Source organism: Gammaproteobacteria bacterium (assembly GCA_029880545.1).
Taxonomy (GTDB): domain Bacteria; phylum Pseudomonadota; class Gammaproteobacteria; order Acidiferrobacterales; family SZUA-150; genus JAOUOD01.
This window is the reverse complement of record JAOUOD010000003.1, coordinates 85,176-107,514: the sequence shown is the minus strand read 5'-3', so window position 1 is coordinate 107,514 and position 22,339 is coordinate 85,176. Positions and strand designations below refer to the sequence as shown.

Genomic DNA, 22,339 nt, shown 5'->3' with positions numbered 1-22,339 from the left:
TCATTTGTTCTGCCCCTCGGCACGCTTCCTTGCCCGCTCCAGTGATTGCGACCTGGCGAACATCTGGTATGTCCAGTTCTTTTCATAGGCACGCTGAAGAACAAAATCCACGGCGTTAAGCATTCGGTTTTTCTGGACCAGGGCGTCCGTGCTCAAAACCTCCCGGTTGATCTCGTTATAAAACAGCAGTGCCGGTACCCGGCTGAAACCGGTTTGTTTGTACCACTTTGCAGCGGTGGTTTTCCTGCCTTCCGGCGTCACCACGACAGAGTGGTCATCAGTTACATTCAGCCTGGCAACTTCGAACCGCGAAAGCCTGCCACGAACCTCCTCGTCAGCCAGCACGGTATCGTGGAAGTTGTCACATTGATCGCAGCCGGGCTCCTCAAGCAGGATCATAAGGGGCAGTTCAATTTTCTTCCGGTCGTCCAGGTTGTAGGGCGGGCTGATGAACATCGGGTCATGTTTCAGCTCTGCACCAGCAGCAGCCGGCTTTGGTTTTGCCTGGGCTGCAAAATATTGCGCCAGTGTTTCTTTCGCATACCGCTTCTGCGTGACGTATTTCATGATCGCCCTGAACCGCTCGGGAGACTGGTAACCGATTACCCGCAATGCACGCTCCCCTTGATCATCAAAAAACAGCAGTGTCGGCGAAAACTCTACGCCTTGCTCCCCGGCCCAGGTTTTGATAGGCAAGGAATTTCCTGCCGGGCTGATCATATCGACGTCATCAAAAATTTCCATGCCCACGGGCACAAAGTGCTTTTTAACCTCGGCGGCGATTTCCGGGTTCCCCAGGCTTACCTTGATAAATACACTGCAATATGAACACCCCTGCGTGGTAAACAGCACCATGATTCCGTGTTTTCCGGATGCCTGCGCCTGCGCTGTGGCACCCTGCAGATCATAGAACGGGTCATTGACAAACCACTGCGGGTAATGAATCCGCTTTATTTCGCCGTCTTTGAAACCAGCCGCCGACAATGATCCGGATATAGCGAATACACTTACAACGATTACAGCCGATATGGCTTTGATAACTGATTTCATGGCCTATCCTCCAATGTTGGCCGCACTGTCATTGTGCCATAATTATGCGGACATGCCAGGCAACCGGGCTCCGTCAAGCGCACACTGATATCCTGCTCGGCATTCTGCGCACACCATTCAGCGCTGCTGTCTAACGAACCGGTGTCCTGTCGATTCCTTCTGCACCAGAGCAACCTGGCAGTACGATAAATGAAAAAACGCCATGAAACATGACGTTTCCGGAATAAAACATGCTGTGAAAAGTATGGTACTATAATTATCAAATAATGGTACCAACTAATAAGGGTTAGTTCATTAACCTACTCATACCGTGAAAATCGTACCTGCTTCATCAGGACAGAATATATCAAGCGATTACTGACTACAGAGTCAGTCGGGATGGTGGACAGTCATGAATAACAGTATAAACAACGTATTCCGGATCGGGGACTGGGACGTTTCGCCTGCCGAAGGCCTGGTAACACGGAACGGGATCACGGAACGACTGGAACCCAAGGCCATGGAAGTACTGGTGTATCTCGCCGGCAATCCCGGATCAGTGATATCACGCGAAACCCTTGAGCACGATGTCTGGCATGGCGCCCTGATAGGATACGATGCTGTCACCAACACTGTTATCAAGCTGAGGAAAGCGCTCCAGGATAATGCCAGACAGCCTCAATATATTGTCACCGTTCCCAAGAAAGGCTACCAGCTCATCGCCCCCGTGCAAATGGATCTTCAGCGCGAAAGCCGATCGGGTCCATCCATACGCGAACCCACGGCCTGGTACAAAATCCGGGTATCAATGACACCTGCCCTTCTCGGCATCGCCCTGGCGGCAGGACTGGCGTTGACCTTGTCCTGGTTCGGAACAACGGGTACCCATTCCGAGTCAAACGTGCCCTCTATTATTGTTCTTCCGTTTGTCAGCCTGAACAATGACCCGAAAGGTGAGGCGCTTGCCGACGGCATTACCGAGGACATAATCACTGACCTGTCACGCATGGCCAACCTGAGGGTACTGGGTAACAACACCGCGTTCCGCTACAAGGATGAGATGGTACTGCCAAAAAGCGTGGGCGCGGATCTGAACGTACGCTTTGTTCTAAAGGGCAGTATACAAAAGCAAGGCGGAAATTTGCGGATCAACGCCCAGCTTATCGATACTTCTACCGGTTTCAACATGTGGGCCGAGCGATACGACCGCAAGATAGACGAGTATTTTTCGGTTCAGGATAACGTAACAAGAAATATTGTCAGCGCACTGGCAGTAAAACTCACGCGCAAGGAAAAACAGCGCCTCGCCCGGAAATCCACCGCCAACCTGGCGGCTTACGACCATTTTATGGAGGGGCAGCGCCAGTACAAGATCCTGACTGCCGAATCAACTGAACAGGCCATTGATGCCTACTATAAGGCGCTTGAGCTGGATCCGGGTTATGGCCGGGCCCACGGAGCACTTTCCGTGGCCCTGGTTGCCCGGTACCGCCATGGCTGGACAGATACACCGATGGAAACACTCGACCGCGCGTTAATCCTGGCAAGGAAAGCCGTTGAGCTGGATGATTCAACACCACAGACGCACTGGGCCCTGGGCTTTGCGCACCTTGCGCGACGGGAATTTCATGAAGCCGAACTGGCGGCGACAACATCCATAGAAATTGCTCCGAACTACGCCGATGGCTACGGTTTGCTGGCATTAATCAAGAGCCATCGCGGCCAGGCAGCGGAAGCGATCAGGTTGAACGACAAGGCGATCAGCCTCAATCCCCACTATTCTTTTGAATACCTGGTTGCCTATGCCATCGCCTATTACACGCAGAAAAAATATGACAAGGCAGTAGAGGTACTGGAAACCGCGCACTCCAGGAATCCCAACCATTACATGATCAAGATCCTGCTGGCGTCGTCCTACTTGCACCAGCACAGGCTCGATGATTCCCGCTGGATTGTCTCCGAACTGGTTCTGCTGACCCCGGGTATCAACCTGCGCGCGATCTCCGACAACCTGCCTTTTTCGCGCCCCGATATCGTCCAGCGGCTGCTGTCGGACCTGCGCGAGGCCGGGGTTCCCGACTGACCTGCTTCACCATCCTGGGCGCGCCCATGGAGACTGCTTCCGGTTCAGCGTATGAATTGCGCTGACACAAGCTCCTGTTTTTAAGTATTAATTTTCCCGTTTGTTTTTCGTTGTGTTCCCGTCGGCCTTTCGCGGGGATATTCCGACGTCGTGTTGCCAGACTTTGGCCATTGCAAGGATCGGCACAGGGAGCCACACCATGACACCGCGCAACCGAAACCCGGAGTTAATCGTTACGCTGGCGCTGTCCGTGTTGATTTTCTCCGCATCTCCGTCCGCCCCGGCAAAAAGGATCGATACCTACCCCTTGCATGCCGCGGCACAAAGCAATGATACCGAGCGGCTCAGGACATTGCTTTCCCGGGACGCGCCTGCCAGCCAGGTGCGCCTGGAATTTATCAATCAACGGGATATCCATGGCCGTACCGCGCTGCTTTATGCTGTGCGCAACCAGAATGCCAACGCAATCCAGGCATTACTCGCAGCCGGGGCGTCGCCAAATATTGCCGACAACGCGGGCACGACGCCGCTGCACCTGGCGTTGACGGCACCCAGGGATATTCTCCAGGCACTACTGTCCGCCGGCGCCAATATTTACAGCCTTGATTACAGCGGCTGCTCCGCGTTAATGCGCGCTACGGCCGAAGAACGACCTGATCTCATTAACCTGCTTCGGGCTGCCGTTACACCTGCCGGTGCCCATCCAGATAAACAGGTACATACAAAACATGCCGCACAGCGCTGCGTCATCATCCCCGGCAAGCAGAACCGGCAAAAACCGTGATTCCGGTAATGTGCCCGACAGGAATTTTGGAGATATTTAGTGCGACGTTCACCGTGTTTTTTACGACAAATCAACAAGGAGTATGGAGATGACCATGAAAACAATCACGAAAGCTATCATGCTGTTCTCAGTAATGGCTATGTTCGGCTCACCGGCGTTCTCGGCAACAAACAAGGTCATGCTACAGATAAGCGATGGCAGCCCCGAGAAACAGGCTATGGTGCTCAACATTGCCAGCAACCTTAAAAAACACTATGGCATGGACAAAATTGATGTAGAAATCGTTGCCTTCGGTCCCGGTCTGAAGCTCGCACTCAAGGACAACGCCAACGCCGAACGGGTGCAAAGCCTGAAAACAAGCGGGGTCACAATAAGTGCATGCGACAAGACCATCAGGAAGATGGCAAAGAAAACGGGAAAGAAGCCCGTACTTAATGACAACGTTCAGGTTGTTGAAGGCGGCGTAATCCGTATGCTTGAACTATCAAGCCAGGGTTACATGCTGGTTCATCCCTGAGTGTTATTGGCTTGCTTCATGTTCTTCGCACAGGAGCAGCACCACGCCAATCTGCCGCTCCTGTGTAATTTTTTTACTGTATAACAACACGAGTTATCGACAGTTTTCCGCCGCGCACTGGAATTATTGTGGCGTGAAATATGGTGCCAATATTCATGAAATTTTCCTTGGATGATAAATCGCTGCGTATTCTCATACTTGGGCTGACCACTCTTGGTCAAGTTGCCTGCACACACATGATACCGGAACCCCATCTACGCATTCTCTGGACAAACGATACCCATGGCTACCTGAGCCCCCTGTACCACCGGGAAGAAGGTGATAACCTGTTTGTCGATCGCGCCAGGACCCAGGGACGCGCCGGCGGATTTGCCCACATCGCGACGCTGGTAAAACGCCAGCGAAAACAGTTTCCGGACAGGACGCTGCTTGTAGACAGCGGTGATACCTGGCATGGCACGGTTATACCAGTTCGACTTGCCGGTACCCCGGTCGTGGAGGTGATGAACGCCATGGGCTACGACGCCATGGTTCCTGGCAACGTGGATTTCTTTTACAATGAAGAAACCATCCACCGCCTGCATTCGGCTGCCAACTTCCCGATTTTGATAGCCAACATCTACGACCAGCACTGGGGTGAGCGAGCGGCTATCCCCAATACATCGCCCTACGTCGTTCGCACTGTCAACGGCCTGAAAGTCGGGATCATCGGCATGACCTATCACTGGATGGCCAGGGTTACCGACCACCCCCAGTGGAGTTTCGGGCTGCGTGTCAGCGAGATCCAGGATGACATAGACAGGTTGCGCAACGACGAAGATGTTGACATCGTGATTATGCTGTCCCATATGGGCTGGAAGGCCGATACCAGGTACGCTGAACTGGTGGCTGGCATTGATGTCATTGTCGGTGCTCACACACACGACACGCTATACAAGCCGACCCTGGTATTCAACAGCAGGTCAAATCGAAGTGTTATCATTGTGCAAAGCGGCTCCCACGGAAAATACCTGGGACAACTTGACCTGGAAGTGCGCGACAAACGCGTAACGGCGTTCCACCAGACCCTGTTCCCTGTCCTGGCCGACTCTGTACGGGAAGACCCGGAAATAGCAGGAATGATTCATGCGATACGCGAACCCTACGAGAAGGAACTCCAGCGCGTGATCGCCGAAACCACGACGCTGCTCTATCGAAGCGGCACCTGGCAAAGTACGGCGGACAACCTGATCACCGATGCCTTGCGCGCCCGCACAATGCAGGATGTCAGTATCGCCCAACCCGGTCGATACGGCGCATCCGTACTTCCGGGAAACATTACCGTGGAGGATATCTATAACCTTGTACCGACAGAATCACCAGTATATCTCATGAGTTTTACCGGTGCTGATCTGAGGCGAATGTTTGAGGACGCCATAGATAACGTCATATCCGCAGATCCCCTGCAACAAATCGGTGGTTACATGTGGCGCTTCTCGGGTATCGAAATCGCCGTTGATTTTGGCAGGCCGCACCCGGAACGCATTGTTTCCATGAAAGTCGGGACAGAAATCATCCATGACGCCAGGCAATATTCATTGGCGGAATTCAATATGTTTTTCAGAAACAGCCCCGACGCCATTGATGTTAGAAAAACCGGAAAGATAGGCCCCCAGGAAATTATCGCTTACGTTGAGAAGCAAAAAACGGTATCTCCCGTACTTGATCATCGTATCACCGATCATCATGGCACAATTCTTGGTGATCATACGGACCTTCACAATATTAATCAGCAGACCGGTCGAAACGAGGTTGAGTTATCGAACCCCGTCAACTACCGGTACCATGGAAGACTGGATCGCAATAACAGGTTGCAATTGACCAGGTAAGAACGGGAACGCCACAACTTTCGGTTGCATTAAACGCAAGCCATCATGAAACAACCTGGTAGATAACCATCAAGGCAAGGCACAAAGACACACCCTGCCAGAACAACACCGGGTTTCGTTCCAGTAACGGCGCGCGTTCCTGTCTCAGGTATCGGGGATTGGGGTGACGCAAATCATGTACAAACTCCGACAGCACATCATGCCGGGTCAGGGGATCGATACTGACCGCCTTGCGTAGTGCGCCGTCTATCCAGGCGGGTATGCCGTGGTCTGCGCCTGCTATGGGCTGATACGCCAGCTTGCGTTGCGCCGTACGGCTGGCAGCCCTGGCCACCGCCGCACCATAGGGTAACCGGCCTGACAGCATCTGGTAGGCAATTACGCCAAGGGAGAACAGGTCCGACCGGAACGTACCCGGCTCTCCCAGGAAATATTCCGGCGCCGTGTACTGGGCAGTACCAAGTATATGTTGCCGCTCCGTTGTCATGGCGATTTCCGCAACGCCGGCAACCCGCACTGATCCGAAATCAATTAATTTTACGGTACCGGAGCGGTCGATCATAATATTGTCCGGGCGCAGATCCTGGTGCAGCATTTCCTGCCTGTGCAGCGCCTGTAGTCCACGTACAATCTGTTCGACAATACCCCTGACCAGCTCCACATCAGGTTGTGGATTGTCCCTCATCCACTGTGCCAGCGTACAGCCTTCTATATACTCGGTTACACTGTACAAGTAGTTTCGTTTTCTCGTAAGCTTGCACGGCTTCAGCACATGGGCATTTTCAACACGCCGGGCAACCCACTCTTCCATCAGGAAACTCTCGAGAAAGAATGGATCGGCTCTCAGGCTCACGGAAGGCACTTTGAGCGCGACCCGCTCCCCGGTTTCCGTGTCCGTCGCCAGGTATACATGGCTGCGGTGATTGCTGTGCAGCTCGCGCGCAATTTCGTAGCCATCAAACTGCATCCTCGGTCGAAGTTCCGGGGCAAACGGTTGCGCTGACACCTGCTTGTGAAGTTCATTAATTCCCGGGTCAGGCAATTGATCAACGCGCGCAACCTGTATGGTCAGGTTATCCTTGCTGCCTTTTCGCAGCGCCTCTTCTGCTATCTGTCGCGCAGCCAGGTCGAGGTTGTCCGGCCGACACCGCAATTGTTCAATAACAAACGATTCGGAAACATATTCATACACCCCGTCCGTCGCCAGGATAAATGTATCCCCGGTCTCAACATCCAGTGACGAATAGTCTATATCAACACGATCGCGCATACCCAGCGCCCTGGACAAATAACTTTGCTCCGGGGATACCTGCAGGCGGTGGTCATCTGTCAGTGGTTCGAGGCGATTGTTACTAACCCGGTAGATCCGCGCATCGCCGATATGAAAGACATGCACCGCCCTGGACTTGAATACCAATGCGCTGAATGTGCAGACATATCCACGGTTGATATCGTACCGATACGGTCCGTTCCGCGTCTGCGAATAAAGCCAGGAGTTCGTTGCAAACAACACCCGCTGTGCCGACGATTTCACGGACCAGGACTCCGGCGTACTGTAATAATCCGCAAAAAATCCCTTCACCGCGGTCTGGCTTGCCTCCTGGCTGACTTCACTGCTGCTGATACCATCGGCTATGGCAATACCAATACCCTTCGCCGCCAGCAACGGTTCCGCCGGTATGGTAACACCATGGAAATCCTGGTTTACCGGCTTTCGGCCCTTGTCAGAATACTGGCCAACAGCAATTTTCAGTGATGCGGACATGGTTTGGTTGCCAACCCCGCAACCCGGGGTTGGCATCTTCCTGTATTGATCAGGCCGCCCGTTTCAGCACACGATCAGGGCTGGTACGAACATGGGTGTAGTACAACGGCAATCCCACGAGCAGGAAACCACCAACCAGGTTGCCCAGCGCGGTCGGCAACTCGTTCCACAGAATGTATTCAGTGAATGTGAAATTCCCACCCATGATCATGGAGAACGGGAACAGGAACATGTTCACGATTGAATGCTCAAAACCCATAAAGAAGAACAGCATTACCGGCATCCACATGGCCATCATCTTGCCGCTGGCAGAAGTGGAAATCATCGCGCCGACAACCCCCATGGAGACCATCCAGTTACATAACATGCCTCTAATAAAAATGGTCAGCCAGCCATCGACGCCGTGAGTCATATAACCCAGGGTTCGCGATTCGCCAATCTTTGCCACTTTTTCGGCAAGCGCCCCGCCATCGGTACTGTATCCGTATGTCAGGATGAAAGACATCATGAAAGCCGTTGCCAACGCGCCGGCAAAGTTGCCGACAAAAACAAGTCCCCAGTTTCGCATCACCTGGCCGAAGGTAACCCCGGGGCGCTTGTCTATTAACGCTAACGGCACAAGTGTGAATACGCCGGTAAGCAGGTCAAACTTCATAAGGTACAGCATGATAAACCCGACCGGGAAAAGTATCGCGCCAACCAGGGGAGACCCTGTTTTTGTCGCGACGGTAATGGCGAACACGGCGGCAAGGCCAAGTATGGCTCCCGCCATAAACGCGCGAATCAGAGTATCCCTTGTTGACATGTATACTTTTGATTCACCCTGATCCACCATCTTGCTTACAAATTCGCTAGGTTCCAGATAAGACATAACTAATCCCTTTTCAATCCAGTTAAATGATTTCCGATAAACATGACAAAAATACAGACAACGACAAACATGTTTTGGTCAAACCGCCTCCCCATGCAATTCCGCTCCAAGGAAGATCCTTCCATTCTCTACGCGTACCGGGTAGGTGTGGGTACAGCCCTCATCTGGCCCCTTTGCCTCACCACTACCCAGGTCTATCTTCCAGTTATGCAACGGACAGGTCACTGTATTGCCATGAACGATACCCTGTGACAACGGACCCTTTCGGTGAGGACATTCATCCTTGAGCGCAAACACGACGTCCGCGGCAGTACGGAATACAGCGATATCAACGGTATCCGTTTTCACCACGCGTGCGCCCAGCTTTGGAATATCGTCCAGCGCGGCAATATCTATCCAGTTCTTCATCTTCAACACCTCGTTTTCTTCGCATATCGATCAGGCTGCACTGATTTCGATCTTGTTAAATTCATGCGCCGCAGCTCCATCTGCGCGCTGTTTCCATGGATCAACCTGGGAATATTTCTGTGACTCCACAAACCGCGCAGCCAGCTCCCGGCGCTGATCCTCGTCAAACAATGCGTCCTTGATATGCTCCAGTCCGACACGCTCGATCCAGGGCGCGGTACGCTCCAGGTAGCGGGCCTCCTCGCGGTATTTCTGAACAAAGGCAGCACAGTATTCGAGCACCTGATCCTCGTTCTCAACCTTGCACAACAGGTCAGTGACGCGCACCTTGATGCCGCCGTTGCCGCCGACGTGAAGCTCGTACCCGGAATCAACACAGACCACACCAAAGTCCTTGATCGTAGCCTCGGCACAGTTGCGCGGACACCCGGATACCGCCAGCTTGAACTTGTGCGGCATCCACGAGCCCCAAGTCAGCTTCTCGAGCTTTACACCGAGACCAGTCGAATTCTGGGTACCAAATCGACACCAGTTGCTGCCAGCGCAGGTTTTGACCGTTCGCATTGCCTTGCCATAGGCGTGACCCGAAACCAGGCCGGCATCGGACAGGTCCTTCCACATTGCCGGCAGGTCTTCTTTCCTTACGCCGAACAAGTCGATACGCTGGCCACCGGTGACTTTCATTTCCGGTACCATGTACTTGTCACAGGCATCAGCAATGGCACGCAAGTCCGACGGCGTGCACAATCCACCAAACATTCTTGGCACAACAGAATAGGTTCCGTCTTTCTGGATATTGCCGTGTGCACGCTCGTTAATGAAACGTGACTGCGCATCATCTGCATATTCACCAGGCCAGGCGGCCAACAGGTAATAATTCAGGGCCGGCCGGCAACTGGCGCAGCCATCAGGAGTTTTCCACTCAAAGAAATGTCGAACTGCGTTCATGCTCTTCAGGTTGTAATTCCTGATCGAGGCAATAACCTCGTCGTGACTATGCTCCGTGCACGCGCACATGGGTTTTTTGCCTGGCGTCGCGCTGTAGCCCTCGCCAACAGTACTGGCCAGGATTGACTCCACCAGGCCAGTGCACGATCCACACGAACTTGATGCCTTGGTATGGGCACGCACTTCTTCAAGCGTGAACAATCCTTTTTTGACAATGGCATCAACAATATCTCCCTTGCAGACACCATTGCATCCACAGATCTCTGCCTCAGGACCAAGCAGTGCGATGCGTGCGGCATCACCGTGGCCGGCATCACCCAGATCATGCTGGCCGAACAGGATAGTTCGGCGGAAAGCGGCGACATCCGTCATCTCTCGCATCATCTGGAAATACCAGCTGGCGTCCAGGGTATCGCCGTACATGACGGTTCCTTTTATGCGGTTGTCACGCAATACCAGCTTTTTGTATATGCCTGATGCCTCATCCTTAAACACAAGGGTTTCATCGCCATCAGCCTCGTTGAATTGACCAGCCGAGAACAATTCGATTCCTGTCACCTTGAGCTTCGTCGAGGTAATGGAGCCTTCATAACGCGAGATACCGATATTGGCCAGGTGATTGGCGGCTACCCTAGCCTGTTCAAAAAGCGGCGCAACCAGGCCGTAACACGTTCCTCGATGCTGCACGCATTCACCCACCGCATAAATACGCGGGTCAAAGGTCTGCATGGTATCGTTCACAACAATGCCTTTCTCGCAGTGAATTCCCGCGGCTTCGGCAATCTCAAAGTTGGGTCGAATACCCGCAGCCATTACCACTAGATCAGCCTTGACTTCGCAGCCGTCAGAAAATCGTATGCCTTCTACATGATCGCTGCCGATGATCTCTGCGGTTTGCGCCTCCATTTTGAATTCGAGGCCGCGACCTTCCAGCGACGTCTTCAGCAGGCTTGCGGCCGGCTCATCAAGCTGGCGTTCCATCAGGCTGCCCATAAGGTGAACCACCGTTACCCGCATGCCACATTTCAGAAGCCCGTTTGCCGCTTCGAGACCCAAAAGCCCGCCACCGATGACTATGGCATGTCCCGATGATCTGGCAGATAACAACATGTATTCAACATCAGCGATGTTACGAAAACCTATCACCCCCTTCTTGTCATGTCCGGGCACCGGGATAATGAACGGCCTTGCGCCGGTTGCGATTAACAATCTATCGTAAGGCGCTTCAAGACCGCTGCGGGTAATAACGGTTCGGGTAACGCGGTTAACAGTGGTCGCAGCATCACCGGATACCAGGCTGATATTGTTTTCGCTGTACCAGTTGGCGTCATTCAAGATGATATCGTCAAAGGCTTTGTCGCCAGCGAGTACCGGGGAAAGCATGATTCGGTTGTAGTTGGTATGCGGCTCATCACCGATTACCGTTATGTCGTATTGATCCGGCGCAAGTTTTACCAGTTCTTCCAGCGTTCGCACGCCGGCCATGCCGTTACCGATTAACACCAGTTTTTCTTTCTTCATACTCTGACTTCCTTAACTTCCCTTGCCGTCGGGAAAACCGGCATCACTTATTTTTCAATTAAAAACTGCCTTCAATGCCCGGAAACAGTTCCCCGGCCCGGCAAGCTCGTTTTGATACGGCGTTCCCGGTTTTATTTATTTTTCAAAATTGCAATCACCGTGCCAGTATCAGAAAATGATGCATATCAATCAGTTACAGTAACCCGCCAACACACCTCCCGCACGGTCACGCACAGCGGCAGTGCACTGCAGGGCTTCACGCACCATATCGAAGCACTACAACATCAAATTGCCTGCGCGACAGATGTGCGCGAACACTTCCAGAATGCTCAATGCACCAATCGGGAAACGTTGTGATGGATCACACCTATCTTTTCAGCTCGCTGTATGAAGCGGTCGTAGGCACTGATCTCGACTCGGGTTATCGCGAAATGCTTCACGAATTAAGCGGCAACGAACGCTGGTGGCGACAACGCCGGGAACCCCGGACGAGCAATGGTCGGCCGATTACAGCGCCGGGGCCGCATCAATATTGCTGTTTATGGTTATATCGATGCCCGGTTCACCGGCTGCACGGTTTCGATCCAGGAAAACCGGCAACCGGATATCGAGTTTTTTGAGGGCGACTTTATTGATGTGACGGCCTGGCGTTGACAGCAGCTGAAAACGGGCACACCCTTGTCGGCCAGAGATGGCACACTTGGCCCAACAGCCTGAAGTACCGGATCCTGTCAAAACTCCTGGAGATACCGGCGATACACAGCAAGGCAATCAAGCGCGGATTCAAGCCATCCCGGGAAAACCTGCAGGCGCCGACGGCGATCTGAGCGCCGTCTTTCCTAATCCGGCCATTTCCCATGACAGGTTAATGTTTATCCTGGTCCGGACATGCGTTACATTGAAAGGCCGGCGCGAAGTTCGGGCAAGACGTTCCTGATAAAGCAGTCAGGCACAACCATCATCACCAAGGAGACACTATGGCAACCTATGAATGCAAAGTTTGCGGCATGTCCGTCAACGCCAGCTGCGCAAAATGCGACGCGCCCCTGGAGAATGACTCGCTTACCCTTGAAGACGGGGCAAAGGTGCAGATTTCAAAGTGCCCGAATGGTCACGGTAAAATCAAATCGCCCATGTGCTGCGGCCAGGATATGAGCTGCGCCACTTCATGATTCTGACGCGGTATCGTCCCAAGCGGGAATTGAACACAAAAAAGCCCCGTTTACGGGGCTTTCTGTTTCATGGCCGGCGGACTGGCGCAAAACCGGTTACTGTTGTCGCTCCGCCAGCAGCTGGATTTGTGAGTCACCGGGCGTCTTGTATCGACCGGTCAGGCGCCAACTCCTGCTACCCAGCTCAATATTCCAGACGCCTTCCTCAAGCGGCAACAATTGCCCAACCAGCTCACCTCCAGGCGCCGGCGACAGCAGCATTTTCCGGTCCATTCCTGCACGGGTGGCATTGAGGAAGTTGAGCGACACGGTTTCATTGGCACCGGGCAATTGCCGACCGCCCAACCTCACCCGAACCAGCTGCTTTTCCATGTCCAGGACGATTTCTGCACTGAGACCCAGTTCGGTCGCGCGAACGTCGCGATCCAGCACCAGGTTGATTTCCTTGCCCTTCTTGTAATAGTCATCTACCACCAGGCCGTCATTCGTCTTGATAGCCACGGTAATCATATAGATACCAAACACCACGGCTGACATGGGGATGGCGATAATCATCCAGACATACGGATTGCGATGCCAGGGTGCAGAGTCGTTCTTTATCATAATTTGAACCTATCTTCCGGAATTCGTCGGGCCAAGGAAGCGACCTTCCTCAACCGCGGTCAGCCTGGGATTATCCCTGGCGGTCAGGTGGAACTTGATCATGGTGCTGCGTTTTTTCAGGTCATACGGGTCAACACGAAGCCACAACGGCAATTCTGCCACCTCGCCTGCCGGGATCAGAATCCGGTCGCGGGTCAGCGTCATTTTCATGCCCTCGATGCCGGACACGGCAAGATCATACTCGTGCTCGACTTCATCCATATTGAGAATCTTCAGCGTATAGACATTTTCAATCAATCCTTCCATGGTTTCGCGATACAGGGTGTTGCGGTCACGAATGACGTCCAGCTCCAGCGGAATGCGCGTGCTGATACCCCAAACCACACCGGACATGATGGCAATCAACAGGCTGGCGTAGACAAACACGCGCGGTCGCAGGATGTGTACCGGCTTGCCTTCCAACGCATTTTCGGTGGTGTAACGAATCAGTCCCTTGCTGTAACCGACCTTGTCCATAACATCGTCACATACATCGATGCAGGCAGCACAGGCGATACAATTGGCCTGGAGACCGCGGCGAATATCAATTCCGGTCGGGCAAACCTGGACGCACATGGTGCAGTCGATACAGTCTCCCAGGCCTTTTTCCTTGTAATCACTGCCGCGTTTGCGCGATCCACGCGGTTCGCCACGGGCCTTGTCATAGGAAATCACCAGCGTGTCCTTGTCGAACATGGCGCTCTGAAAGCGCGCGTACGGACACATAAACATGCATACCTGCTCACGCATGAAACCGGCATTGCCCCAGGTGGCGAAACTGTAAAAAAACACCCAGAAGGTTTCCCACGGTCCCAGTTCAAAAGCGGTGATCTTGCCCCACATGCCGGTTATGGGGGTGAAATAACCGACAAAGGTGACGCCGGTATAGGCGGCGAACACGATCCAGACAAAGTGCTTGGCAGCCTTGATCCGGATCTTTTGCAGGTTCCACGGACTCTTGTCCAGCTTCATCTGCTTTGAACGGTCACCTTCGATCTTGCGCTCAATCCACAAAAATGCCTCGGTCCAAACCGTCTGGGGACAGGCATAACCGCACCACAGGCGGCCGGCCAGGGTGGTGAAAAAAAACAGCGTGAACGCGGCGATTGCCAGGATCATGGCGAACCAGAAGAAATCCTGGGGCCAGAATGTCATGCCGAATATATAGAATTTACGTTCCGGCAGATCGAGCAAAACGGCCTGGCGATCGCCCCATTGCAGCCATGGTACACCATAATAAATACCCAGCAGCGTTACCGCGGCTATAGTTCGCCACATGGCAAACAGGCCACTTACCTGGCGCGGATAGATTTTTTTCTGCTTCTGGTAAAGCGACTCGGAAATGTCGGCCGGCTGGCTTTGATTGCCACTCATACGCGGGTAATCCTTGAACACCAATTCACTATCGATGCCGGGCATGTTGCCGGCACGGCTAAACTACTAACGGGCAAATCGCAATAAATCAGGAGTCGAGCTGGTCCCCGAATACACACGGTCGCTGGAAGTAACAGGTCAGCAGGCATGAGGTCATCGTCAGCGCCCAGAACAGAAAGAAACCAATAGTATAGGCTCCCAACCGGCTCAGCTCGGCAAACGGTGTATCCATCAATAGTACATTGGGATCAAATGCGGTGAAAAACAGGCCTGTTGCCAGCCCCGCCGTCAGGAAAGAAGGCCATAAAATGGCGATAATACGCTGAATCCGGGGGGTTTCCTGCTGGCTATCGGTCATGAATGTCAGGCTCCGTATTTTGATCCCGACCAGTTTGCCACAAGCTGCCGTGGCGCACCACGGCCCGGCACGAAAAACCGGGCCGTGATCAGGCCAGACTATCGATCAATATTGGCCGCAGACAGGCTGTAGACATAAGCTGCCAGCAAGTGAGACTTGGCTTCGCCAAGGAACTCCTTGTGTGCCGGCATCTTGCCTGATCGACCCGCGGCAATACTTTGCATAACGGTCTTCTGTGATCCGCCATACAACCAGATATTGTCAGTCAGGTCGGGTGCTCCCATGGCCGGGTTACCCTTGCCATCGCCGCCGTGACAAGCCACGCACATCTGCTGGTACTTTACTTTACCCAACTCAGCGGCATTGGCATTTACGCGGCGACCGCTGAGGCTCAATACATATTCAGACACCTGCAGAACGCCTTCGCGACCCAGTGCGGCTTCCCATGCCGGCATGCTGCCTTGGCGGCCATGCATAATGGAAGCCTTGATCATGTCGGGCTCGCCACCATACAGCCAGTCCGTATCACGGAGGTTCGGGAAACCCGGTGCGCCACCGGCATCAGAGCCATGGCAAACCGTGCAATAGTTCATAAACAGGCGACGCGCAGTTTTCATCGCTTCGCCATTGGCTGCCAGCGCACGAATATCCTGCGCCAGGTAGCCTTCATAGAGCGGGCCATAGGTCTTTTCGGCGTCAGCCATTTCCTGGTTGTAACGTTTTACATTGGTGGTTTTCAGGATGCCCTCAAAACTGCCCAGTCCCGGGTACAGCACCAGGTAAATACAACTGAATACCAGGGTGGCATAGAACAGGTTCTGCCACCACTTGGGCAGCGGGTTGTTCAGTTCCACCAGGTCTTCATCCCACTTGTGGGACATGGGCTTGCCATCCAGTTCACCCGGCTTGGCGTTGAGCCACATGTTGATCCAGAACATGGCAACAATGCCGCCAACAGTGGGGACAATGATAAACCAGCTCCAGAATTCGCTTACAAAATCAGCCATCGTTATTCTCCCCGATTCTTAGCTATTGATATTGTCATCATCGTCGAACGGGATATTGGCAGCCTCGTCAAATGACTGCTTGTTAAATCCGCTCCAGGCCCAGATAACAATGCCGACAAAGATCACCAGCACGGCGACAGTCCAGATAGAATGGATCAGGTTCATATCCATAATTATCTCCTTGCCTTGATAGCCGTACCGAGGCCCTGCAGGTATGCAATTAGCGCATCCAGTTCGGTCTTGCCTTCCAGGGCCTTGGGAGCTGCGGCAATCTCTTCATCGGAATACGGGTGACCCAGCGTACGCAATACTTCCATCTTCTTGCTGATATCGCTGGCATCAACCGGCGTGGTATCCAGCCACGGGTAACCCGGCATAATCGATTCAGGGACCACTTCACGCGGGTTGATCAGGTGAATGCGGTGCCAGTCATCGGAGTAGCGACCACCGACGCGATGCAGATCAGGACCGGTACGCTTGGAACCCCACTGGAACGGGCGATCGTAAACAAACTCGCCGGCGACAGAGTAATGACCATAACGTTCGGTTTCTGCACGGAACGGGCGGATCATTTGTGAGTGACATACGTAACAACCTTCACGAACATAGATATCGCGACCGGCAAGACTTAACGCCTCGTAAGGCTTCAGACCCTTGACCGGGGTTGTAGTTGAGTGCTGGAAAAACAGCGGAACAATCTGGACCAGGCCGCCAACACTGATTACCAGGATAACCAGGATGATCATCAGACCCAGGTTTTTTTCAATTTTCTCGTGACCTTGTGCCATGACTCGATCTCCTTAGTGTGCCGGAGCCGGAATCGGTGCTTCGACCGGCTTGCCTTTTTCAATGGTACGCCAGACGTTGTATGCCATGACAACTGCGCCCAGCAGGAACAACGCGCCACCGAGGAAACGGATGATGTAGTACGGATGCATGGCCTGCACGCTTTCAACAAAGCTGTAGGTCAGCGTGCCGTCTGCATTTACTGCGCGCCACATCAGGCCCTGCATCACGCCGGATACCCACATGGAAGTGATGTACAGCACGATACCGATAGTAGCCAGCCAGAAATGAACTTCGACCAGCTTCAGGCTGTAGATCTTTACACCGAACAGGCGCGGGATCAGGTAGTACATTGAACCCATGGAGATCATTGCTACCCAGCCGAGAGCACCGGAATGTACGTGACCGATAGTCCAGTCAGTAAAGTGGGACAGCGCATTAACGGTCTTGATGGACATCATCGGACCTTCAAAGGTCGACATGCCGTAGAAGGACACGGACACAATCAGGAATCGCAAGATCGGGTCCGTACGCAGTTTTTCCCAGGCACCGGACAAGGTCATGATACCGTTGATCATGCCACCCCAGCTGGGAGCCAACAGGATCAGCGACAACACCATACCCAGGGACTGGGTCCAGTCCGGCAACGCGGTGTAATGCAGGTGATGCGGACCGGCCCAGATATAGGTAAAGATCAGGGCCCAGAAGTGCACCACCGAAAGACGGTAAGAATACACCGGGCGCTCCGCCTGCTTGGGAATAAAGTAATACATCATGCCCAGGAAGCCGGCGGTCAGGAAGAAGCCTACGGCATTGTGACCGTACCACCACTGAATCATCGCATCCTGTACACCCGCGTAGGCAGAGTAGGACTTCATCATGTTCACGGGCAGCGCAGCACTGTTGAATATGTGCAGTATGGCAACAGTAATAATGAATGCGCCGAAGAACCAGTTGGCGACATAGATATGCGGGGTCTTGCGCCTGGCTACCGTGCCAAAGAATACAATGGCATAACACACCCAGACCACGGCAATCAGGATATCAATTGGCCATTCCAGCTCAGCGTATTCCTTGGATGTGGTGTAACCCAGGGGCAGGGTAACCGCTGCCAGCACGATAATCAGCTGCCAGCCCCAGAACGTGAATGCTGCCAGGTTGCCGCCAAACAAACGGGCATGACAGGTACGCTGCACTACATAATAAGATGTCGCAAACAGGGCTGATCCGCCAAAAGCAAAAATTACTGCATTGGTATGCAGCGGACGCAGGCGGCTGAAAGTCAGCCATGGAATATCAAAGTTTAAAAACGGCCATGCCATCTGCGCAGCGATAAACACGCCCACGGCCATGCCAACGATGCCCCATATAACAGTCATTATTGCAAACTGTCTTACGACGCTATAGTTGTAGGTATCTTGAGTGGCCATATGCCCCCCGATTATTGGTTAAGTGTTAAAACGAAATAGGTAAAACTGTGCTAGCCCAGGAACCGTGGTCCGGCGCCGACATCCCAGAGAATGACGGTGGCCGCCATCATTGCTACCAGGCCAATCAGGCCGACTGCCAACACGGCGCTGGAAAACAGGAAACCGCGCTCCTGGGAGATATCCATCATGATGGGCACACCAAGATAGAGAAGATAAACAGTGTAGGCCAGGGCCGGCAGACCAATAATCAGGTTTAACCAAAGGATAGGATAGAGCCCCATCAGGCCGACCATGAATAACGGGGTCGCCGTGTAGGCGGCCAGGCCAATAGCGCGGGGTAACTCGGCGTTGGCGCCGTAGGTTTTGCCCATCCAGTGGATGGCCTTGCCGATGGAAAAAATTCCGACAAGGATGGTAATAAAGTACAGAATGGAGATGCTCAAGGCGCTGTTTGTGCTGAGCGTAGTAATTTCACCACCACCGATGCGCCAACCGATTTGCGTAGTACCAATAAAACCGGCGATTGGCGGAATGGCCGCCAGCGTCAAAACATGAGAACAATAGCAACGCCCGATTGAACAGTCCTCTTTCCGGATGTCTTTCCACTCTTCTTCCGGATGTGCAAATAATCCCCAAACATGTTGCAGCATAAATAAATCTCCCCGTTTCTAGGCAGCTAAGTGTTTGTGTTAAATAATGGAATCTCTACGCGACTACACTTGGATTATGGTCGGGAGAGGTATTACAAACAACCCACACTCCCTCCATCTTTGGTATTCCTGGCTTATCCTGAGCAAATTAGTATATTATTAATTTCTTAAGTATATCGTAATTCGCAAAAGGAACACAGATTCTAACCAATCAAACTCGTCGTTTTTTGACCTGAATCAAGAACTTTTCCAATTCCAGGTACGCCAACACCGAATTCACTTTTGATGAACACGACTCTGGTACTATCGAATGATTCCTGTTTGACTTCAGCGCCATGAACCATCACCACTCCAATCCCGATAACCCGGTCTGTTTTCACTGTAGTGAACCCATTGCGCCAGGGCTGAGATTTCCCGTCACAATCGACAATATTGACCGAAACATGTGCTGCCCCGGCTGCCAGGCCGTTGCCCGCACCATTGTCGACAGCGGTCTACAGGACTACTACCGTTTTCGAACCGATTCTGCGGTCACCGCTGCCGAGCCGGTTCCGGATTTTCTGCGCCAGACCCGGGTCTACGACAACGAAAATATCCAGAAAACCTTTATTCAGGCCGCTGACGGCCCGGTTCGGGAAGCTTCCCTGATCCTGGAAGGAATGACCTGCGCCGCTTGTGTATGGCTAAGCGAACACCACGTCGCCAAGCTGCCCGGCGTCCTGTCAATGCATATCAATTACGCCACGCGTCGCGCCCGGGTCCGCTGGGACAATGAGCGCATCAAGCTGAGCGAGATTCTGTCCGCTATCAGCCATATTGGTTACCGCGCCCACCCCTATGACCCCAATCGCCAACAGGCCTTGCTGGAAAAAGAGCGGCGCTCATACCTTATCAGGCTCGGCACGGCCGGGGTTCTGGGCATGCAGGTCATGGCGCTCGCTATTTCCCTTTACGGTGGAGACTGGTTCGGCATTGAGCCAATGTTCCGCAGCTTTATGCAATGGATCAGCCTGCTGCTGACCACGCCGGTCCTGATCTATTCAGCCAGACCCTTCTACCAGGGTGCCTGGCGCGATCTGCGCCTTGGCCAAATGGGCATGGACGTGCCAGTCACCCTGGGCATCAGCATTGCGTTTCTCGCGTCCGCATGGAACACCTGGCAACAAGTCGGACACGTCTACTTTGACTCGGTAGTGATGTTCGTATTCCTGCTGCTGGCGGCGCGCTATTTCGAGCTGGCATCGCGCAAGCAGGCAGCCGAAGCCACGGATGCATTGGTACAACTGACACCAGCCATGGCCATGCGCCTTGGCGAAAACGACAGCCCGGAAGAAGTAGCCGCTATCGAACTGGTCAAGAACGATATCATCCTGGTGATTCCAGGCGAAACCATCGCCGCTGATGGCTGCATTGTGTCAGGGCAGTCATCGGTCGATGAGTCACTGCTGACAGGCGAGAGCCTGCCCGTCATCAAGCAGCCGGGCGACGATGTTATCGGCGGCACCATTAATCGTGACAGCCCGCTGCGTATCCGGGTCAACCGGGTGGGTGATGACACCGTGCTGTCCAACATGCTCAGGCTGCTCGATCGCGCACAAACCGAAAAGCCCCGCCTTGCCCGTCTCGCTGATCGCGTGGCCAGTCACTTTGTTGGCGTCATCCTGCTGATCAGCGCCGCCGTGGCTGCCTGGTGGTGGCAACAAGGCTCAGGCGATTGGCTCGCCATCACCATCGCGGTGCTGGTGGTAACCTGTCCCTGCGCCTTGTCACTGGCAACACCCACCGCCATTACCGCGGCAACCGGGCACCTGACCCGGCTCGGGCTGCTTACCACTCGCGGCCACAGCCTGGAGATCCTGAGCAAGGCAACCCATTTTGTATTCGACAAGACCGGTACTCTCACTGTCGGTCAAATGCACTGGTTGCGCACTCGTACCACCGGTGGATACGAAGCCGATCAATGCCTTGCCCTGGCAGCTGCACTGGAATCGGCATCGGAACACCCTATCGCCGTGGCCTTGCGTCACGCCGCGTCCAGTCATAATTCTCACCACGGCGTCATTGCTGACGACATCGCCAACGAACCCGGCGCTGGCGTAACCGGCCTGATCGACCGGAATCGATACTACCTTGGCACACCAGGGTTTATCGCCGCGAAAACGGGGCTCGCGGTCGACGTGCCGGGCCCAGACGAGCCTTGCACAACCGTCTTTCTGGCCAGCCAATTCGAGCTGATGGCCGCCTTTGATCTTGGCGACAGGTTGCGACCCGATGCGCGCCAGACAATTAGCAGGCTTCGACAGCTCGGTAAGACACCGGTTCTGATGACTGGTGATCAATTTGCTGCCGCCAGCTACATGGCCCGGGAAGTCGGCATTGACGACGTTCGGGCCACCATGCGACCTGAGGACAAGCTGGCCGCGGTAAAGCAATTACAGGACGGCGGCGCCATCGTCGCCATGATTGGTGACGGTATCAACGATGCGCCGGTGCTCGCGGCGGCCGACGTTTCCATCGCCATGGGAGGTGGCACCCAGCTGGCCCAGGCCAGCGCCGATATGGTGCTGTTGTCGCAACAGCTGTCCCACCTGGTCGATGCCCATGAGCTTGCCACGAAAACCCTGGGCATAATCAGACAGAACTTTGCCTGGGCAATCGGCTACAATCTGCTGGCGCTGCCCCTGGCAGCTGCGGGCCTGCTGGCGCCGTGGATGGCTGCCATCGGCATGTCCTTAAGCTCGCTGATTGTCACGGCAAACGCCATGCGCCTCAGCAGGCGGACATCCCGGGCAAACTGAATTCCTACTATTGAGACCCTGTTGTGGAAATAATCTACCTGCTTATCCCTGTCGCCGTGATCCTGGTCGCCGTGATTATCGGAATTTTTGTCTGGGCGGCCCGGAGTGGCCAGTTTGATGACCTCGAAGGGCCGGCCCACCGCATACTGATGGATGATGACTCCCCCGAGAATGCAGCGAAGGATCGGTCCAACTGATCTGCTCGTGCCGGAACCTGTGAGCCGCCGCGATCCGGGTAACAACATTGTAAACATTGTTTGATCGGGCCTATTAGCCTACTAAAAATACTTTAGTTTCCTGCCTGAACTTGACTACACTTTCCTGAATA

At 53.8% G+C, this 22,339-nt stretch carries 21 protein-coding genes; 8 read left to right on the top strand and 13 right to left on the bottom strand.

Going from position 1 to position 22,339, the window contains the following annotated elements; translation table 11 throughout:
- Nucleotides 1-1,050 (bottom strand): thioredoxin fold domain-containing protein, encoded by a 1,050-nt coding sequence (locus OEZ10_04510; protein MDH5632239.1) that lies wholly within the window; start codon nt 1,048-1,050, stop codon nt 1-3.
- A 391-nt stretch (nt 1,051-1,441) separates the two neighbouring features.
- Here OEZ10_04510 and OEZ10_04505 point away from each other — a divergent pair, with 391 nt between their 5' ends.
- From OEZ10_04505 to OEZ10_04490, 4 genes are all read left to right on the top strand, one after another.
- Nucleotides 1,442-3,112 (top strand): winged helix-turn-helix domain-containing protein, encoded by a 1,671-nt coding sequence (locus OEZ10_04505; protein MDH5632238.1) that lies wholly within the window; start codon nt 1,442-1,444, stop codon nt 3,110-3,112.
- Between the two features lie 199 nt (nt 3,113-3,311).
- Nucleotides 3,312-3,896, top strand: a complete 585-nt coding sequence (locus tag OEZ10_04500; protein ID MDH5632237.1) for an ankyrin repeat domain-containing protein — start codon at nt 3,312-3,314, stop codon at nt 3,894-3,896.
- A 94-nt stretch (nt 3,897-3,990) separates the two neighbouring features.
- Nucleotides 3,991-4,413, top strand: coding sequence for a DsrE family protein (locus OEZ10_04495; GenBank protein ID MDH5632236.1), 423 nt, complete (start codon nt 3,991-3,993; stop codon nt 4,411-4,413).
- A gap of 155 nt (nt 4,414-4,568) precedes the next feature.
- Nucleotides 4,569-6,281 (top strand): bifunctional metallophosphatase/5'-nucleotidase, encoded by a 1,713-nt coding sequence (locus OEZ10_04490; GenBank protein MDH5632235.1) that lies wholly within the window; start codon nt 4,569-4,571, stop codon nt 6,279-6,281.
- Between the two features lie 43 nt (nt 6,282-6,324).
- Here the strand turns inward: OEZ10_04490 and OEZ10_04485 are convergent, their stop codons facing one another.
- The 4 genes from OEZ10_04485 to nirB all read right to left on the bottom strand — a co-directional run bounded on the left by OEZ10_04485 (nt 6,325) and on the right by nirB (nt 11,794).
- Nucleotides 6,325-8,046: a bifunctional protein-serine/threonine kinase/phosphatase gene (locus tag OEZ10_04485; GenBank protein ID MDH5632234.1), complete on the bottom strand. Its 1,722-nt coding sequence runs from the start codon at nt 8,044-8,046 to the stop codon at nt 6,325-6,327.
- A gap of 49 nt (nt 8,047-8,095) precedes the next feature.
- The gene (locus OEZ10_04480) at nt 8,096-8,917 is read right to left on the bottom strand and encodes a formate/nitrite transporter family protein (GenBank protein ID MDH5632233.1); all 822 of its coding nucleotides are present in this window, start codon (nt 8,915-8,917) and stop codon (nt 8,096-8,098) included.
- A 78-nt stretch (nt 8,918-8,995) separates the two neighbouring features.
- Nucleotides 8,996-9,325 carry a nitrite reductase small subunit NirD gene (nirD, locus tag OEZ10_04475; protein ID MDH5632232.1) on the bottom strand — a complete coding sequence of 110 codons (330 nt, stop codon included), beginning with the start codon at nt 9,323-9,325 and terminating at the stop codon, nt 8,996-8,998.
- A gap of 30 nt (nt 9,326-9,355) precedes the next feature.
- Nucleotides 9,356-11,794, bottom strand: coding sequence for a nitrite reductase large subunit NirB (gene nirB, locus OEZ10_04470; GenBank protein ID MDH5632231.1), 2,439 nt, complete (start codon nt 11,792-11,794; stop codon nt 9,356-9,358).
- A 495-nt stretch (nt 11,795-12,289) separates the two neighbouring features.
- Here nirB and OEZ10_04465 point away from each other — a divergent pair, with 495 nt between their 5' ends.
- Both OEZ10_04465 and OEZ10_04460 read left to right on the top strand, forming a co-directional pair.
- Nucleotides 12,290-12,448 carry a hypothetical protein gene (locus OEZ10_04465; GenBank protein ID MDH5632230.1) on the top strand — a complete coding sequence of 53 codons (159 nt, stop codon included), beginning with the start codon at nt 12,290-12,292 and terminating at the stop codon, nt 12,446-12,448.
- A 323-nt stretch (nt 12,449-12,771) separates the two neighbouring features.
- The gene (locus tag OEZ10_04460; protein ID MDH5632229.1) at nt 12,772-12,966 is read left to right on the top strand and encodes a hypothetical protein; all 195 of its coding nucleotides are present in this window, start codon (nt 12,772-12,774) and stop codon (nt 12,964-12,966) included.
- A 96-nt stretch (nt 12,967-13,062) separates the two neighbouring features.
- On the opposite strand, the gene OEZ10_04455 is transcribed toward OEZ10_04460, so the two are convergent.
- From OEZ10_04455 to OEZ10_04420, 8 genes are all read right to left on the bottom strand, one after another.
- The gene (locus tag OEZ10_04455; GenBank protein ID MDH5632228.1) at nt 13,063-13,569 is read right to left on the bottom strand and encodes a FixH family protein; all 507 of its coding nucleotides are present in this window, start codon (nt 13,567-13,569) and stop codon (nt 13,063-13,065) included.
- Nucleotides 13,570-13,578: 9 nt separating this feature from the next.
- Complete coding sequence (gene ccoG / locus OEZ10_04450) at nt 13,579-14,982, bottom strand: cytochrome c oxidase accessory protein CcoG (GenBank protein MDH5632227.1); 1,404 nt, start codon at nt 14,980-14,982, stop codon at nt 13,579-13,581.
- An 88-nt stretch (nt 14,983-15,070) separates the two neighbouring features.
- Nucleotides 15,071-15,340 carry a hypothetical protein gene (locus OEZ10_04445; protein MDH5632226.1) on the bottom strand — a complete coding sequence of 90 codons (270 nt, stop codon included), beginning with the start codon at nt 15,338-15,340 and terminating at the stop codon, nt 15,071-15,073.
- Nucleotides 15,341-15,438: 98 nt separating this feature from the next.
- Nucleotides 15,439-16,347, bottom strand: coding sequence for a cytochrome-c oxidase, cbb3-type subunit III (ccoP, locus tag OEZ10_04440; protein ID MDH5632225.1), 909 nt, complete (start codon nt 16,345-16,347; stop codon nt 15,439-15,441).
- Between the two features lie 18 nt (nt 16,348-16,365).
- Nucleotides 16,366-16,518 carry a cbb3-type cytochrome c oxidase subunit 3 gene (locus OEZ10_04435; protein ID MDH5632224.1) on the bottom strand — a complete coding sequence of 51 codons (153 nt, stop codon included), beginning with the start codon at nt 16,516-16,518 and terminating at the stop codon, nt 16,366-16,368.
- A gap of 2 nt (nt 16,519-16,520) precedes the next feature.
- Complete coding sequence (ccoO, locus tag OEZ10_04430) at nt 16,521-17,135, bottom strand: cytochrome-c oxidase, cbb3-type subunit II (GenBank protein ID MDH5632223.1); 615 nt, start codon at nt 17,133-17,135, stop codon at nt 16,521-16,523.
- A gap of 12 nt (nt 17,136-17,147) precedes the next feature.
- On the bottom strand, nt 17,148-18,563 hold the full coding sequence (gene ccoN, locus OEZ10_04425) for a cytochrome-c oxidase, cbb3-type subunit I (GenBank protein MDH5632222.1): 1,416 nt from the start codon (nt 18,561-18,563) through the stop codon (nt 17,148-17,150).
- A gap of 50 nt (nt 18,564-18,613) precedes the next feature.
- Nucleotides 18,614-19,213: a YIP1 family protein gene (locus tag OEZ10_04420; GenBank protein ID MDH5632221.1), complete on the bottom strand. Its 600-nt coding sequence runs from the start codon at nt 19,211-19,213 to the stop codon at nt 18,614-18,616.
- A gap of 335 nt (nt 19,214-19,548) precedes the next feature.
- Here OEZ10_04420 and OEZ10_04415 point away from each other — a divergent pair, with 335 nt between their 5' ends.
- Both OEZ10_04415 and ccoS read left to right on the top strand, forming a co-directional pair.
- Nucleotides 19,549-22,011 (top strand): heavy metal translocating P-type ATPase, encoded by a 2,463-nt coding sequence (locus tag OEZ10_04415; protein ID MDH5632220.1) that lies wholly within the window; start codon nt 19,549-19,551, stop codon nt 22,009-22,011.
- Nucleotides 22,012-22,034: 23 nt separating this feature from the next.
- Nucleotides 22,035-22,208, top strand: a complete 174-nt coding sequence (gene ccoS / locus OEZ10_04410; protein ID MDH5632219.1) for a cbb3-type cytochrome oxidase assembly protein CcoS — start codon at nt 22,035-22,037, stop codon at nt 22,206-22,208.
- Nucleotides 22,209-22,339: the final 131 nt, after the last annotated feature.